Here is a 16,591-nt window from a genome sequence, read left to right on the forward strand (position 1 = left end):
GCGGGGGCCGAGGCCGGCAACTCTGCTATAACCCTTGGTTCATTCCAGTGAACCACCGCACCTCATCGACGAGACCGCAATGCCCCGCCACATCCGCTCTGCCTGGTTGAAGACGCTGGCTACCGTCGCCGCGGTACTGCTGTTCGCCGGACTGGTGGGATGGTTCACGGGCCATCTGTGGTTGTGCGTCGCACTGGGCGCGCTGGCGACGCTGGCCTGGCATTACTGGCGCTTGCGCAGCGTGCTGCGCCGGCTGACCGCGCGCCAGCGCTGGGATACCGCCGAAGGCACGGGCGTGTGGAATGAACTGGATCGCCTGCTGTACCGCAACCAGGTCGAAATGCGCGTACGCAAGCGGCGCCTGCTGGACATGCTGCGCAGCTACCGCGCCGCGGCCGCCGCGCTGCCCGACGCAGTGGTGGTGCTCGACCGCAACAGCCAGCGCGTGCAGTGGTTCAACGAAGCGGCCACGGCCCTGCTTGGCCTGCACCATCCGGGCGACCTGGGCGAGGCCCTTGTCGAGCGGTTGCAGCCGATGCCGCTGGCCCACTGGCTGGCCGGCGGTCGCAACGCCGAGCCGATCCTGGACGTGCCCTCGCCGGTCGATCCAGCGATCCGCCTCAACCTCCGTCTGATTCCGTATTCGTCGGACTACTGGCTGCTGATCGCCCGTGATGTCAGCAAGCTGCTGCGCCTGGAGCAGGTCCGCCGCGATTTCGTCGCCAATGTTTCACATGAGCTGCGCACCCCGCTCACCGTGGTGCATGGCTATCTGGACATGATGGATCCGGAGGATTTCCCCGGCACCGGCCCGATGCTTGAAGAGATGCGCAAGCAGAGCCAGCGCATGGCCCAGCTGGTGGAAGACCTGCTGACCCTGTCGCGGCTGGAGTCGCAGGAACACACCGAAGAGGAAGTCGTGGCCATGCAGCCGATGCTGGCCACGCTGCGTCGCGAAGCCGAGGCCCACAGCCAGGGTCGCCACCAGATCAGCATCGAGGACCTTGCCGGCGTCGACCTGCAGGGCTCGACCAAGGAGCTGCACAGCGCCTTCTCCAATCTGGTCACCAATGCAGTGCGCTACACGCCGGCCGACGGCCGCATCACCGTCGAGTTCCGTCGCGAAGGCGACGGCGCGGTGCTGGCCGTGCGCGATACCGGCTATGGCATCCCGGCAACCCACCTACCGCGGCTGACCGAGCGCTTCTACCGCGTTTCCAGCAGCCGCTCGCGCGAGAGCGGCGGCACCGGCCTCGGCCTGTCCATCGTCAAGCACATCCTCGGCCTGCACCATGCGCGGCTGGAGATCGAAAGCGAGGTCGGCAAAGGATCGGTGTTCTCCTGTCATTTCGATGCCGACCACGTGCGCCCGCGCGAGTCCGCCCCCCTGACCTCCGTCGAAGAATGAAGCCATGAGCAGCCTCGGATCCCTCCCTCTCCCCGTGAGCCCGGACAACGATCCGCTGCGCGATCCGGCGCTGTACATCAACCGCGAACTGTCGCAGCTGGATTTCAACTTCCGCGTGCTGGCCCAGGCCATGGACCCGCAGGTGCCCCTGCTGGAGCGCCTGCGCTTCATGTGCATCTCCTGCACCAACCTCGACGAGTTCTTCGAGATCCGGGCCGCCGCTGTCCGCCACGCACAGGAATACGGCCTGCCGCCGGCTCCGGACGGGATGAGCCCGCAGGCCATCCTCAACGCCATCCATGAACGCGCCGCCGAACTGGTGGACCAGCAGTACCGCTGCTGGAACGAGACACTGCGCCCGGCCCTGATGGATGCCGGCATCGGCGTGCTCGGCCGCCATTCGTGGAACCATCGGCAGAAGCGCTGGCTGCGGGCCTACTTCCGCAACGAGATCATGCCGGTGCTGTCGCCGCTGGGCCTGGATCCGGTGCATCCGTTCCCGAAGATCCTCAACAAGTCGCTGAACATCGTCGTCGTGCTGAAGGGCACCGATGCATTCGGCCGCGCCGGCCACCTGGCCATCGTGCGCGCACCGCGCTCGCTGCCGCGCATCATCCAGCTGCCGGAAAAACTCGGTGGCTCGCAGAACTTCGTGTTCCTGTCCTCGGTGCTGTCCACCTTCGTGGATGAACTGTTCCCGGGCATGGAGGTCCAGGGCGCCTACCAGTTCCGCGTGACCCGCAATTCCGAGCTGGTGGTGGACGAGGAGGAAGTGGAGAACCTGGCGCTGGCACTGCGCGATGAACTGGTCGATCGCGGCTACCGACCGGCGGTGCGGCTGGAAATCGCCCATGACATGCCGCGCGAGATCGTGCGTACCCTGCTGCAGAACTTCGGCCTGACCGAGAACGCGGTGTATCGCATCGACGGCCCGGTCAACCTCAACCGCATCATCCAGCTGTACGACCTCATCGCGCAGCCGGACCTGAAATATCCGCCGATGACGCCGCGCACGCTGCGCGACACCGATGGCATCTTCGAGACCGTGGCGCGCCAGGACCTGCTGCTGCACCATCCCTTCGATGCGTTCGCCGCCGTACTCGACCTGATCCGCCAGGCGGCGCTGGATCCGAACGTGCTGGCGATCAAGCAGACCCTGTACCGCACGGGCAAGGATTCGCTGATCGTCGATGCGCTGATCCAGGCTGCACGTGCCGGCAAGGATGTGACCGTGGTGGTCGAGCTGCGCGCACGCTTCGATGAAGAGGCCAACCTCGGGCTGGCCGATCGCCTGCAGGAAGCCGGCGTACAGGTGGTGTATGGCGTGGTCGGCTACAAGACCCATGCCAAGATGCTGCTGATCGTGCGTCGCGAAGGCCGCAAGCTGCGCCGTTACGTGCACCTGGGCACCGGCAACTACCACAGCGGTACGGCGCGCGCGTACACCGACATCAGCCTGATCACCGCCGATGCGGACATCGGCAATGATGTGCACCTGCTGTTCCAGCAGCTGTCCGGGCTGGCCTCGAAGATGAAGCTCAAGCGCCTGCTGCAGTCGCCCTTCACCCTGCATACCGGCATCCTGGCGCGGATCGAGCGCGAGACGCGCATCGCGGCCGCCGGCCGCCCGGCACGCATCATCGCCAAGATGAACGCCCTCAACGAGGCCCAGGTAATCCGCGCGCTGTACGCCGCCTCGCAGGCCGGAGTGCAGATCGACCTGATCATCCGTGGCGCCTGCACCCTGCGTCCCGGTGTCCCGGGCGTGTCCGACAACATCCGCGTCCGCTCCATCGTCGGCCGCTTCCTGGAACACAGCCGGGTCTACTGGTTCGGCAACGATGGTGCGCCCGAACTGTACTGCGCGAGCGCCGACTGGCTGGAGCGCAACCTGCTGCGGCGGGTCGAGACCTGCTTCCCGATCCTGGATCCGACGCTGGCCAAGCGGGTCTACCGCGAAGTCCTGCAGAACTATCTGGACGACAACCTCAACGCCTGGGAACTGGATGCCGATGGCATCTATCACAAGCGTGCCCCGGCCCACGACGAGGCCCCGCATTCGGCGCAGATGGCATTGATGCAGGGTCTCTGACCCGGTAGGTGCCGGCCTTGGTCGGCGCAATGCGTCCAATGTAGAACACCGGGGTCAGAGCCCGTTGCGCAGCAACGGGATCCGACCCCGTGTCGTTCCGGCAGGCCGCGGCCAACTGTCGAAGGCGGGGTGGGTCCGGTTGAGGGGGTGTGAGCGGCATGGATGCCGCGACCAAGCCCCCAGGGATGGGTTTACGGCGTCCCCCTCAACTGGACCCACCCCGCCATCCCTCAGATAACCCGATTTTGACGTTGACGTTGACGTTGACCTTGCCGGCCAGCGGCCGGCACTACCGAACGCCCCCCGACAAAATGTGAAGGCCATGCGGTGACGCCGCGCCCCGGCCTTCGGCTAACATTCGCCCATGCCGCATACCACCACGACTCCGCCCGCATTGCAGGATGGCGACCTGCTGGCCGCCATCGACCTTGGCTCCAACAGTTTCCACATGGTCATCGCGCGCTACACGCTCGGCCAGCTGCGGGTGATCGACCGCCTGCGCGAAACCGTGCGCATGGCCGACGGTCTGGATGGCAAGGGGGGCCTGTCGGCTGCGGCACGGCAACGCGCACTGGAATGCTTGGCCCGCTTCGGCCAGCGCATCCGCAATGTCCCGTCGCACCGCGTGCGTGCACTGGCCACCAATACCGTGCGCCAGCTGCGTTCACCGCAGTCGTTCCTGGTTCCCGCCGAAACCGCGCTGGGACATGCCATTGAAGTGGTGAGCGGCCGCGAGGAGGCGCGCCTGATCTACCTGGGCGTCGCCCATGCCCAGCCGCCCAAACCGGGCGAGCGCCGGCTGGTGATCGACATCGGCGGTGGCTCGACCGAGTTCATCATCGGCATGGGCATGCAGACCCTCGAGCGCGAGAGCCTGCAGGCCGGCTGCATTGCCAGCACCCGCCGCTTCTTTCCGGGCGGCAAGCTCAGCAAGAAGCGCTGGAAGGATGCACTGGCCGAGATCGGTCGCGAGTTCCAGCCCTTCGCCAGCAAGTACCGTGCGCTGGGCTGGCAGGAGGCACTGGGTTCTTCGGGCACCCACAAGGCGATCAGCGAGATCTGCGCGACGATGAAGCTGAGCAAGGGGGCGATCACCGCCGAAGCCCTGCCACAGCTGCGCGACGAGCTGCTCAAGGCCAAGAAGATCGACGACATCGTGCTGCCGGGCCTGTCCAGCGATCGCCGCCCGATCATCGCGGGCGGCATCCTGGTGCTGGAGGCGGCCTTCCAGGCATTGGGCCTGCAGAAGCTGCTGGTCAGCAAGGCCGCGATGCGCGAAGGCATCCTTTACGACATTGTCGGCCGTGCCGGCGAGAACGACCTGCGCGACGAATCGGTCGCTGCGCTCACCCACCGTTACGGCATCGACACCGTCCAGGCCGACCGCGTGCAGGACACCGCCCTGTCGCTGCTGGAGCAGGTGCAGGAACGCTGGAAGCTCGACGCTGACGATGCCCGCATGCTCGGCTGGGCGGCACGCCTGCATGAGCTGGGGCTGATGATCGCCCACAGCGGCTATCACGTGCATGGCAGCTACGTGCTGGAACACTCGGACATCGCCGGCTTCTCGCGGCAGGAGCAGCAGATGCTGGCGGCCCTGGTCCGCAGCCATCGCCGCAGCGTGGGCAAGACCGCGTTCGATGCCCTGCCCGAGCGCCTGCTGCTGACCGCGCGGCGGCTGGCCGCGCTGCTGCGCCTGGCGGTGCTGCTCAACCGTGCCCATGAGGACGCTCCGCTGCCGCCGCTGGAACTGACCGCCGATGACAACCGGTTGTCGCTGATCGTGCCGCAGGCGTTCATCGACGCCCGGCCGCTGCTGCGCGCCGACCTGATCGGCGAGACCGACGGCATCGCCGGCCTCGGCATCCAGTTCCGTCCCTTCGTTGCCTGAATACGCGCGCCTCGGCGTTACATTCGGTGACACTTTGCGCAATCTGGCGGCTTTTCCTGCTGCATCGCGTCAGCCCGTCGTTGGGGGTCCATCCGCGACGGCATCGTAAGCGATTGCTTTTGTTCATTTTTTGTGAAGATTTGTGACAAAGCGTTAATTTGTTCGACACGCCCTCTTTACACAGCATTAACCAACGAGACTACTATCGGGTTGCTGGTCCGGTCGCACGACCTTCCGGCTTCTTCGACGCCCTTTTTGGCGTCCGTTGCACGACCTGAGAGAGAGAGAGCTCGTATGACTTCACGCACCACCGCCCTGGGGCAGGCGATCCGCTATGCCCTGGCTACCACTGCAACGCTGGCGGCACTGCCCGCGTTCGCCCAGAGCGAAAGCACTGCTTCGCCGACCAATCTGGACCGTATCGAGATCACCGGTTCGCGTATCCGTCAGGTCGACGTGGAAACCGCCCAGCCGGTGTTCGCGATCAGCCGCAACGATATCGAGCGCCAGGGCTTCAGCTCGGTTGCCGACATCCTGCAGAACGTCACCGCGATGGGCAGCCCGGCAATCAGCCGCGCCAACGCGCTGACCGCAGGCGAGAACGCGGGCGGCACCTACATCGACATGCGCAACCTGGGCACGCAGCGCACGCTGGTGCTGGTCAACGGCAAGCGCCTGGGCATCAGCACGTCCGGCTACCAGGACGTTTCCTCCCTGCCGGTGTCGGCAGTGGAGCGCATCGAGGTGCTGAAGGACGGCGCTTCTGCGATCTATGGTTCGGATGCCATGGCTGGCGTGGTCAACATCATCACCCGCTCCAACGTCACCGGCGTGACCGCCAACGTCTACCACGGCCAGTACAGCGAGGGCGACGGCGCGCGCGACCGCTTCGACGTGGTCGCCGGCTGGAACAACGACCGCATCTCGCTGACCCTGTCGGCCGAGCATGCAGAAGAGAAGGGCGTGTGGGCACGTGACCGCGGCTTCAGCCAGTACGGCATGACCGATCGCCACCCGAACGACAGCAGCAACTGGACCACCATCAGCCAGTACGGCCAGTTCACCGGCGTGCGCGGTCCCGGCTGCAATGCGACGCCTCCGGCAGGCTGTGGCTACTCGCTCAACCGTGGCACGGACCCGACCAATCCGGCCAATTACCACCTCACCAGCACCACGCCCTTCACCGGTGACGTGAGCAACGCCAACGACCAGATGCACGTGATGTACCCGGTCAAGCGCGACTCGATCTACTTCGACGGCCGGTTCAAGATCACCGACAACGTCAACTTCCGCACCGAGCTGGGCTACAACCAGCGCGAGTCCACCCGCCAGATCGCGGGCTATCCGCTGCAGTCGAGCACCGCCGGTGTCGGCTCCATGTCGATCGACAGCTACTTCAACCCGTTCGGCAACCAGCACGGCTTCGCCACCCCGACTGCGGTGGCCTGGAACCGCCGCACCTGGGAAGTGCCGCGCGTGACCACCAGCGAGCTGAAGACCTACCGCGCGGTGGCGTCGTTCGACGGCTCGTTCGACATCGGCGAGCGTTACTTCGACTGGGAAGTGGGCTACCAGTACAACCGCAACGAGCTGGAATCGGTGGCGACCGGCAACCTGCACAAGGGTCGCGTCGCGGCCGGCGTAGGTCCGTCCTTCTTCAACGCCGCCACCGGCAAGGTGCAGTGCGGCACGGCCGCTGCTCCGATCTCCTACGACGTCTGCAAGCCGTGGAACCCGCTGGTTCCGTACGGCACCACCGCTGCCGATGGCATCTATGGCAACGAAGAACTGCAGGCGTGGCTGTTCCCGGATGAGATCACCAAGGGCCGCACCACCTCCAAGAACTTCTTCGCCAGCATCGCGGGCAGCATCGTGACCCTGCCGGCCGGTGACCTCGGCTTCGCCTTCGGCGTGGAAAGCCGCAAGGAAGAAGGCAAGTACACCCCGGATGCCCTGGCCCAGACCGGCGCCACCACCAACCTCGCGGCTGGCCCGACCGGTGGCGACTACACCGTCAATGAAGCCTACCTGGAAGTGAACGTTCCGGTGCTGGCCGATCTGCCGGGCGCGAAGGAACTGAGCTTCAACGGTGCTACCCGTTTCTCGGACTACAACACCTTCGGCAACACCCTCAACAGCAAGTTCGGCTTCAAGTGGAAGCCGATCGACTCGCTGATGGTGCGTGGCACCTGGGCGGAGGGCTTCCGCGCCCCGACCATCAACGATCTGTTCGGTGGTGGCTCCGAGACCTTCGCGCAGTTCAGCGATCCGTGCGACACCCGCTTCGGTTCCTCGGCCTCCAGCGCCGAAGTCCGTTCGCGTTGCGCCCGCGACATCGCCAATGCCGATACCTTCCGCCAGCTGCGCCAGGGCGGCACTCCGGTGAACACCTCCACCGATGCCACGCCGGTGCCGTTCACCTCCGGCTCCAATCCGCTGCTGACTCCGGAAACCTCGACCAGCAAGACGCTGGGCCTGGTCTGGAGCCCGAGCTTCATCCAGGGCTTCAACGCCTCGCTGGACTGGTGGAAGATCCGCATCGACAACACGATCATTGCCGATACGCCGACCCAGATCCTGCAGGACTGCTACGAAGCAGGCATCGATTCGCGCTGCACGCGCTTCCAGCGTGACCCGGTGACGGGCATCGTGACCAACCTGAAGTTCGGCAACCGCAATGCGGGCTTCATGGAAACCGAAGGTTACGACCTGGATGTGAGCTACCGTCTGGACACCCGGTTCGGCAAGTTCAACGTGAATTCGGCCACCACCTACGTGTCCAGTGCGACCTACCGCACCTCGAACGACAGCTCGATCGTTCCGATCGTCACCAACGGCATCGGCAGCGCCTTCCGCGTCCGCTCCAACCTGGCGCTGGGCTACGATCTGGGTGACTTCGGGGTGACCTGGACCGCGCGCTACTACTCGGGCGTGAAGGAGACCTGCTCCAACATCGGTCTGTATCCGGACGAGTGCTCCGATCCGGGCGTGTATGCACCGTGGTACAAGGGCTCGCGCAACTACAACGAGCGTGGTTCGGTGACCTTCCACGACGTGCAGTTCCGCTACAACCTGCCGTGGGATGCGACCGTCGCCGTCGGCGCCAACAACGTGTTCGAGAAGTCCGGCCCGATCATGTACAGCAAGCCGAACTCCGCGTTCTCGTACTACGGCGGCTACGACATCGGTCGTTTCATCTACATGAAGTACCAGCAGCGCTTCTGATCGATCGCACTGCGATGCTCCACGACCACGGCCCTTCGGGGCCGTGGTTTTTTCTGGCCCCGGCCCCGCCGCCGGCACTCCTGCGCGTCTGTCATGCCTGTGTCGCCAAGCCGTCATGTCGGCTACATCGCCAGGCCCGAGCATGCCGGGAAACCGGAGGCCCGCCATGCGCTATGCCATCGTCACCGAGACGTATCCGCCGGAAGTCAACGGCGTCGCACTGACCGTGCAGGGACTGGAACAGGGCCTGCGGACGGCCGGGCACGAGATCGACCTGATCCGGCCACGCCAGGCCAGTGAAGCGCTGGATTCCGCTCCCGGTACCCTGCTGGTGCCCGGCGCCGCCCTGCCCCGCTATCCCGGGTTGCGGTTCGGCCTGCCGGCCCCGATCCGGCTCGGTCGCCACTGGCAGCAGCAGCGCCCGGATGCGATCTATGTCGCTACCGAAGGCCCGCTGGGCTGGTCGGCGCTGCGTACCGCGCGGCGCCTCGGCATCCCGGTAGCCAGTGGCTTTCACACCCGCTTCGACGAGTATCTGCCCGACTACGGGGTCGCCTGGCTGCAGGCCGCTGCGATGCGCTGGATGCGCCGCTTCCACAACCAGGCCGACGCCACCCTCGTGCCCACCCGCGAGCTCCAACAGTTCCTTGCCGAACAGGGCTTCGAGCGCGTCCGGCTGCTGGCCCGCGCGGTCGACAGCCAGCAGTTCGACCCGGGCCGGCGTGACCCCACCCTGCGCGAGGAATGGGGCATCGACGGCAACGGCCTGGCAGCGATCTACGTTGGCCGCATCGCCGCCGAGAAGAACCTCGGACTGGCCGTGAAGGCGTTCCGCCGCCTGCAGCAGATACGGCCGAAGGCACGCTTCGTCTGGGTCGGCGACGGGCCCGCACGGGAGAAGCTGGCGCATGAGAACCCCGACTTCATCTTCTGCGGCATCCAGCGCGGCGAAGCGCTGGCCCGCCATTTCGCCAGCGGCGATCTGTTCCTGTTCCCCAGCCGCAGCGAGACCTTCGGCAACGTGACCCTGGAAAGCATGGCCAGCGGCCTGGCCACGGTGGCCTTCGATTACGGCGCGGCGCGTGAGTACCTGCGCAACGGCGAGAACGGTGCCGCCGTGGACAACGACGAGCAATTCGTCGAAGCGGCCGTGCAGCTGGCCAGCGATGACACGCTGCGCCGCGAACTGGGCAGCCAGGCCGCACGGGCGATGAAGCGGCTGCATCCGCAGCAGGTGGTGGCCGAGTTCGATGCGCTGCTGGCCGAGCTGGCGAACACCCGGAGGACTGGCCATGCGCACCACGCCGCTTGAACTGCTGCGCGGCAGCGAAACACGCCTGTGCCGGCGGGCGAACCACTATTGCCGGCGCCGCCGCGTGCGCCGTCTGTTCTCGATCATCAGCCGGCTCGGCGACGGCGTGTTCTGGTACGTGCTGATGGGTGTACTGGTGGCGATCGATGGCTTCGACGGGCTGCGCGCATCGGTGCACATGGCCGCCACCGGCCTGGCCGCGCTGCTGCTGTACAAGGGCCTCAAGCGCTGGACCCGGCGCCCCCGCCCGTATGCCGCGGATCTGCGCATCCGGGCCTGGGTGGCCCCGCTGGACGAGTTCAGTTTCCCGTCCGGGCATACCCTGCACGCGGTGTCGTTCACCATCGTGGCGTTGGCCTATTACCCCTGGCTGGCGCCGCTGCTGGTGCCGTTCACCCTCGGCGTAGGCCTGTCGCGGGTCGTGCTGGGCCTGCATTACCCCAGCGATGTGCTGGCCGCCACCGGCATCGCCGCACTGCTGGCGTCGGCCAGCCTGGCCTGGCTGCCTCTGCCGGTGTGATGCGCCCGCCGGCCATGACCCGGCGCTACCGGCATCCGCGATGACCTAGAATGCAGGCATGACCACGCTGTTCATTTCCGACCTGCATCTGGACCCGAGCCGTCCGGAAATCACCGACCTGTTCCTGCGTTTCCTGCGCGAACAGGCGCCCGGCGCGGACGCGCTGTACATCCTGGGCGATCTGTTCGAGGCCTGGATCGGCGACGACACGCCCTCACCCGCCGCCGATGCGGTGGCGGACGCGTTGAGGACGCTCGCCGACAGCGGCGTGCCGGTGTACTTCATCCGCGGCAACCGCGATTTCCTGCTTGGCGAAGACTACGCACGCCGTGCCGGTCTGCGCATCCTGCCCGACCCGTGCGTGATCGAGCTGTACGGCCGTGCGGTGCTGCTGCAGCACGGCGATCTGCTGTGCACCGACGACATTCCCTACCAGCAGTTCCGCGCGCAGACGCGCGATCCGGCATTCCAGGCGCAGTTCCTCTCGCAACCGCTGGCCGCACGCATTGCCTTCGCACAGAAGGCCCGTGAAGCGAGCCAGGCACGGCAGTCGGAAATGAAACAGGGCGACCGCGTGCAGTTCGAGACAGTGACCGACGTGGCCCCGGCCGAAGTGGAGGCCACCTTCATCCGTCACGGCGTGGACACCATGATCCACGGCCACACCCACCGCCCTGCAATCCATGCGCTGCAGGCCGGCGGACGCAGCTGCACCCGCATCGTTCTGGGTGACTGGTACGAGCAGGGCTCGGTACTGCGCGTGACCCCACAGGGCTGGACGCTGGATTCGCTGACCTGAGGCCCGTCCATCCACGGCAGCGCACGACCCCGGGTCGTGCGCCCCGAGTACCGGTTACCGGAAGCCGGCGATGGTGTGCTTGGTATTGACCAGCACGCGCTGGTTGTCGGCGGTGCTGGCAGTGCCCATCGGGATGCCGTTGTAGCTGATGTTCGGATTGGACCAGTAATTCAGGCGCGGGCAGCTGCGGGTGCAGTTGTACGCCATGATGGTGCGCCAGCCGGTACCGCTGGACGGCTCATAGCGATAGCCATGGCCATAGGCGTACGGCGACGTGCTCGGATCGTTGGCGAGATCGTGCCGCGCGCTCTGCAGGTGGCCGATCTCGTGGGCGAACGAGTAGTAGCCGGTCGCGCAATCCCAGTACACCGCCGCGAATGCGGTGGATGCGCTTGAGCCGATGCCCGAGGCCAGGCCGCAGTACGACGCGTTGTTGATCAGCAGCACGCCGACATCGGCCGTGTAGGTATTGCGGCTGCTGTGGATGCTGTCCATGTAGCCGTCGCTGGTGCCGCGGAAACGTGCCAGATCGGTATTGAAGTCGCCGGATTCGCTGTAACTGGTGGTCTCGTAGCGGGCCAGCTGCAGCGTCAGGCCGACATTGCTGTTGGTGTAGCCCTGGTTCGACTCGGCGACCGCCAGCTGCACCAGCGACTGCATGTTGCCGCCATAGGCGGCGACGGCGGCATTGGTGGCCACCACCAGTACGCGGATGGTCGCCGGCGTTCCCGAAGACGCCTGGGCAATGCCGATGCGGTCATCGGCCGGCAGCGGAATCTTCGGCAACTGGTTGTAGTCGGCCGGGTGGTCGGCCGGCATCCGCGATTCATCCACTTCCACCAGGACGTGGCGGTTGCCGAGCGGACGCAACCGGTAGAGTTTGCCGTCCTTGCGGATCGAGCCGGTCAGCGTGTCGCCGGAGCGGACCAGGATCACCGAATTGCCAGGGTCATCCTGTCCATTGGAGGTGGCCGCCTGCAGCCTGCCCGACGCGGAGCGGAGCTGGCCGTACCAGACAGAGCCGCCGTCGGGCAGCGTTTCGACCTTGCTGCGTACCGCCTGCACCCGCTGGCCAAGCAGCTCGAACTCCAGCTGCGGCTGCGCGGTGGCAGCGGTATCGACCCGCACCTCCTGCACGGCGGCCGTGGACGGCGTCGCCAGCAACCGGCCCAGCGCAGGTTCACTGCTTGCCGATGCACGACTGAGTACCGTCACCGGCTCGAACAACGGTGCAGCACCGGCGGCCGCAACCACCGACATTCCCAGCAACAGGCCACCCGCCGTCTTGCCAATCGATCTGGACATCATTTCGTCGCTCCTTGAATGAAGTGAACAGCAGTGATGCAGCACGACCCGTTGTGTCGGGTCCGGCCATCTGGCCTGCGCAGGTCGTGTGAATTCAATAGGCGGTGGGAATGAGAATCTGGATCTGTGATCGACCGCATCTGCGTTCAGTCAGGTCAACAGCGTCGCTACACTTCGCCAACACACCGCTTTCGCGCTACCGTGACGTAGCCACGACGGGGAATGCACATGGCACCAGCGCAGGACACCCATGACGATGCCGCCGTGCTGCGGATTGGTCTGTTCTTCGATGGCACCCGCAACAACGCGCACAACCTGGCGCGCGGACACGTCCAGGTGCCGCAACCCCGCCCTGCCGTGCTGCGCGCCGACGATGATTCGACCTATCAGAGCCGGTTGACCAGCAGCTACGACAATGGCCTGACCAACGTCGCACGGCTGCACCGGTTGTATCCGGACAGCCGCCAGGAGACGCTGCCGTTCCCCTCGCTGGCCATCTACGTGGAAGGGGTGGGCACCCGCGATGATGCCGAAGACGATCTGCTGGGGCTGGCCTTCGGCATCGGCGCCAGCGGTGTGCGTGCCAAGGTCGAGCGCGCGCTCAACGAGCTGTTGCCAACAGCATTGGCCAGCGTGTCCACGCGCTGGCACAAGCCCGTGCAGGGCGTGCAGCTGGATCTGTTCGGATACTCACGCGGGGCGGCGGCGGCGCGCGATGCCGCCAACCGCTTGCAGGCCTGGGATACGGCCCGCTGGCAGCAACTGCTGCAGGACGCGGGGCTGGTGTGCGCCGCCGGCTTCGCGCCGGCACGGCCGCTGCTGCGCTTCATCGGCCTGTTCGACACGGTCGTCGCCGTAAGCGGGGGAAGAGCCGATGAGCGACCACGCGTCGCCCTCGCCGCCGACATCGCCGGACGTGTCGTGCAGCTGGTCGCGCGCGACGAACATCGCCAGCACTACCCGCTCACGCGGGTGGCCGCAGCGCACATGGAGATCGCACTGCCCGGCGTGCACGCCAACATCGGCGGTGGCTACAACCAGACAGAGGAAGGACCGAAGCTGCTCAGTCGCCCACGCCGGCAGCAGCTGCGCCGGCCAGGCGTGGCCGACTACCAGGTCCCCCCGCTGGCACAGCTTCAGGCCACGACGGTGTACGCCGAGGCGCAGGCGGATGCCGAACGCTGGCGGCAGCAGCTCGGGCTGGGCGAAAAGGAAGTGTGGGTCGATGTCTGGCACCAGTGGCAGCAGCAACGCCGCGCCGGCAGCCGCAGCGTGCTGCTGTCGCCGGTGTTGTACGTCACCGCGGCAGTGGTGCTGCGTCGGCGCATCGACTGGCGTTACCAGCTGGTGGCCCTGCAGGTGATGCAGCAGCAGGCCATCGCCGCCGGCGTACGCTGGCGCGCAGATGCCAACGCGGTTGCCGGCTGGGAACTGCCCGACGCACTGCTGCCGATCGCGCGCCGGCTGATGGCCGGCCAGGCCCTCACCCCGGCCCAGGAAGCACTGCTGCGCAGGCGCTACCTGATGCAGTCGGCACACTGGAATTTCGACGCTCTGGGCGATACCGCGCTGACCTATGCGGCCGATGCCGGCGTGAGCGAGCTGCCGTATCGACCCGGTCCCGGCCTGTTCTACATCAACCGCCCCACCGTGGATGGCAAGCGGGTGGTGCTGCCGAACACATGAGACGCGCCCGCGCGGGACGGGAAGGGGCTCCCGCGTTGCCGGTCAGCCGGCCTGTTCGACCAGATTGGCCAGTTCGTCGGCATCGAAACCGGCCAGCAGGCGGGCTTCCAGGTTGAACGGACCGTGCAGGTAACCGCCTGCGAACTCGACCAGCAGTGCCTTGAAGCGTGCGCGCGGTTCAACGCCGGCACGTTCGCAGTACCAGCGGTACCAGCGCGAACCTGCGGCGACGTGCGCCACTTCCTCGCGCAGGATGATCTCCAGCACATCCGCGGTCTCGCCATCGCCGACGTTGCGCAGCTTGTCGATCATGCCCGGTGTCACGTCCAGGCCACGCGCTTCCAGTACGCGGGGCACCAGCGCCATGCGTGCCAGGCCGTCATGTGCGGTCTTCTCGCACATCTCCCACAGGCCGTTATGCGCAGGGAAGTCGGCGTAGTCGTGGCCATGTGCCAGCAGGCGCTCACGCAACAGCATGAAATGCCGCGACTCGTCATCGGCACAACTGACCCAGTCGGCATGGAAGGCTGCGGGCAGGCCGCGGAAGCGATACACGGCATCCCAGGCCAGATCGATCGCATTGAGTTCGATGTGGGCGATGGCATGGATGAAGGCGGCGCGCCCTTCCACCCCACCGAGGCCACGCCGCGGCACCTCGCGCGGATGGACCAGTACCAGGCGGTCCGGTCTGCCCGGCATCCGGATCGGCTCCGGTGGCGGCGCATCCACCGCCACCTTCAGCCGCCCCGCACGGAATGCCGCGGCATGGGCCTGGGTCAAGGCCACCTTGCGCAGCGGATCGGCTTCTGCAAGGCACTGCTGCGCGGCACGCAGCAGGTCGCCACCGACGTCGGCCACCTCGACCACGCCCTTGGCCTCAGGCGCGGCGCTTGTGCTTGGCGTCGTCCGAACGCAGCTGCTGGATGCGCTCGAAATAGCCCGGTTCGATGCCGGTGGGATAGTGGCCGTTGAAGCAGGACGAGTCGAAGTTGCGCAGTGCGGGGTTGCCCTCGCTCACGGCCGCTTCCATGTCTTCCAGATCCTGGTAGATCAGCCAGTCGCAGCCCAGGTGGGCCTCGATTTCTTCAACGCTGCGGTTGTGCGCGACCAGTTCTTCGGCGGCCGGCATGTCGATGCCGTAGATGTTCGGGAAGCGCACCGGCGGCGCGGCACTGGCCAGGTAGACCTTGCGTGCGCCCGCATCACGGGCCATCTGCACGATCTGCTGGCTGGTGGTGCCACGCACGATCGAGTCGTCCACCAGCAGCACCACCCGGTTGCGGAACTCCAGGTGGATCGGGTTGAGCTTGCGCCGCACCGACTTCACCCGCTCACCCTGCCCCGGCATGATGAAGGTGCGGCCGATATAGCGGTTCTTGATGAAGCCTTCGCGGTACTTCACCCCGAGCACATTGGAGATTTCCAGCGCCGCATCGCGCGAGGTGTCCGGAATCGGGATGATGGTGTCGATGTCGTGGTCCGGGCGCAGGCGCAGGATCTTCTCGCCCAGCTTGATGCCCATGCGCATGCGCGCCTTGTGCACCGAGACATTGTCGATCATCGAATCCGGGCGGGCGAAGTACACGTACTCGAAGATGCACGGCGTATGCTCGGCCGGTTCGGCGCAGATTTCCGAGAACAGCTCGCCACGCGCGGTGATGACCAGCGCTTCGCCCGGCTGCACGTCGCGCACGCGCTGGAAGCCGAGCACGTCCAGTGCGGCCGATTCGGAAGCGACGATGTACTCGTCGCCCTCGGCATGGCTGCGCTTGCCCAGCACCAGCGGACGGATGCCATGCGGATCGCGGAAGGCAACCAGTCCCAGGCCCAGCACCACGCTGACCACCGCGTAGCCGCCCTTGCAGCGACGATGCACCCCGGCCACCGCGCGGATGGCGGCTTCCGGACTGAGCTGGCGCTGCTGTTCCAGTTCGTAGGCGAACACGTTCAGCAGCACTTCGCTGTCCGAATCGGTGTTGACGTTGCGGCGGTCCTGCTCGAACACCTGCTGGCGCAGAGCCTCGGTGTTGATGAGGTTGCCGTTGTGCGCCAGGGCGATGCCATACGGCGAATTGACGTAGAACGGCTGCGCCTCGTCCATGCCTTCCGAACCGGCCGTGGGATACCGCACGTGTGCGATACCGACGCTGCCCTCCAGGGTGGACATGGTGCGTGCGTCGAACACGTCGCGGACCAGGCCGTTGGCCTTCTGCACCCGCAGGCGGCTGCCGTTGGCGGTGGCGATGCCTGCCGCGTCCTGGCCGCGATGCTGGAGGACGGTCAAGCCGTCATACAACTGCCCGGCGACGTTCTGGTTGCCGACGATTCCGACGATGCCACACATGGTGCGAGG

The 16,591-nt window shown here is 66.4% G+C and carries 11 protein-coding genes; 8 read left to right on the forward strand and 3 right to left on the reverse strand.

The window, feature by feature from the left end:
* Positions 1-79 precede the first annotated feature (79 nt).
* The 7 genes from phoR (at position 80) to lpxH (ending at position 11,247) form a co-directional block, all read left to right on the forward strand.
* Positions 80-1,408, forward strand: coding sequence for a phosphate regulon sensor histidine kinase PhoR (gene phoR / locus QMZ25_RS08090; protein ID WP_053519437.1), 1,329 nt, complete (start codon positions 80-82; stop codon positions 1,406-1,408).
* 4 nt (positions 1,409-1,412) lie between these two features.
* A complete protein-coding gene (gene ppk1, locus QMZ25_RS08095; protein WP_053519438.1) occupies positions 1,413-3,500 on the forward strand; it encodes a polyphosphate kinase 1 in 2,088 nt (695 codons plus the stop codon).
* Positions 3,501-3,864: 364 nt separating this feature from the next.
* On the forward strand, positions 3,865-5,391 hold the full coding sequence (ppx, locus tag QMZ25_RS08100; RefSeq protein ID WP_053519439.1) for an exopolyphosphatase: 1,527 nt from the start codon (positions 3,865-3,867) through the stop codon (positions 5,389-5,391).
* 294 nt (positions 5,392-5,685) lie between these two features.
* The gene (locus QMZ25_RS08105) at positions 5,686-8,616 is read left to right on the forward strand and encodes a TonB-dependent receptor (RefSeq protein WP_053519440.1); all 2,931 of its coding nucleotides are present in this window, start codon (positions 5,686-5,688) and stop codon (positions 8,614-8,616) included.
* Positions 8,617-8,782: 166 nt separating this feature from the next.
* A complete protein-coding gene (locus QMZ25_RS08110; RefSeq protein WP_065182471.1) occupies positions 8,783-9,928 on the forward strand; it encodes a glycosyltransferase family 1 protein in 1,146 nt (381 codons plus the stop codon).
* A complete protein-coding gene (locus QMZ25_RS08115) occupies positions 9,909-10,448 on the forward strand; it encodes a phosphatase PAP2 family protein (protein WP_053519442.1) in 540 nt (179 codons plus the stop codon). The genes QMZ25_RS08110 and QMZ25_RS08115 overlap by 20 nt, the downstream gene beginning before the upstream one ends.
* 58 nt (positions 10,449-10,506) lie before the next feature.
* On the forward strand, positions 10,507-11,247 hold the full coding sequence (lpxH, locus tag QMZ25_RS08120) for a UDP-2,3-diacylglucosamine diphosphatase (protein WP_197572237.1): 741 nt from the start codon (positions 10,507-10,509) through the stop codon (positions 11,245-11,247).
* Between the two features lie 54 nt (positions 11,248-11,301).
* Here the strand turns inward: lpxH and QMZ25_RS08125 are convergent, their stop codons facing one another.
* Positions 11,302-12,555 (reverse strand): M12 family metallo-peptidase, encoded by a 1,254-nt coding sequence (locus tag QMZ25_RS08125; protein WP_283219425.1) that lies wholly within the window; start codon positions 12,553-12,555, stop codon positions 11,302-11,304.
* 225 nt (positions 12,556-12,780) lie between these two features.
* On the opposite strand from QMZ25_RS08125, the gene QMZ25_RS08130 reads away from it, so the two are divergent.
* Positions 12,781-14,238, forward strand: coding sequence for a DUF2235 domain-containing protein (locus QMZ25_RS08130; RefSeq protein WP_283219426.1), 1,458 nt, complete (start codon positions 12,781-12,783; stop codon positions 14,236-14,238).
* Positions 14,239-14,280: 42 nt separating this feature from the next.
* On the opposite strand, the gene QMZ25_RS08135 is transcribed toward QMZ25_RS08130, so the two are convergent.
* Both QMZ25_RS08135 and purF read right to left on the reverse strand, forming a co-directional pair.
* Positions 14,281-15,105, reverse strand: coding sequence for a ferritin-like domain-containing protein (locus tag QMZ25_RS08135; protein ID WP_262100145.1), 825 nt, complete (start codon positions 15,103-15,105; stop codon positions 14,281-14,283).
* A gap of 10 nt (positions 15,106-15,115) precedes the next feature.
* Positions 15,116-16,582, reverse strand: coding sequence for an amidophosphoribosyltransferase (gene purF, locus QMZ25_RS08140; RefSeq protein WP_065175938.1), 1,467 nt, complete (start codon positions 16,580-16,582; stop codon positions 15,116-15,118).
* Between the last annotated feature and the right edge of the window lie 9 nt (positions 16,583-16,591).

The organism is Stenotrophomonas sp. RS-48 (assembly GCF_030053245.1).
GTDB classification, from domain to species: Bacteria; Pseudomonadota; Gammaproteobacteria; order Xanthomonadales; family Xanthomonadaceae; genus Stenotrophomonas; species Stenotrophomonas maltophilia_P.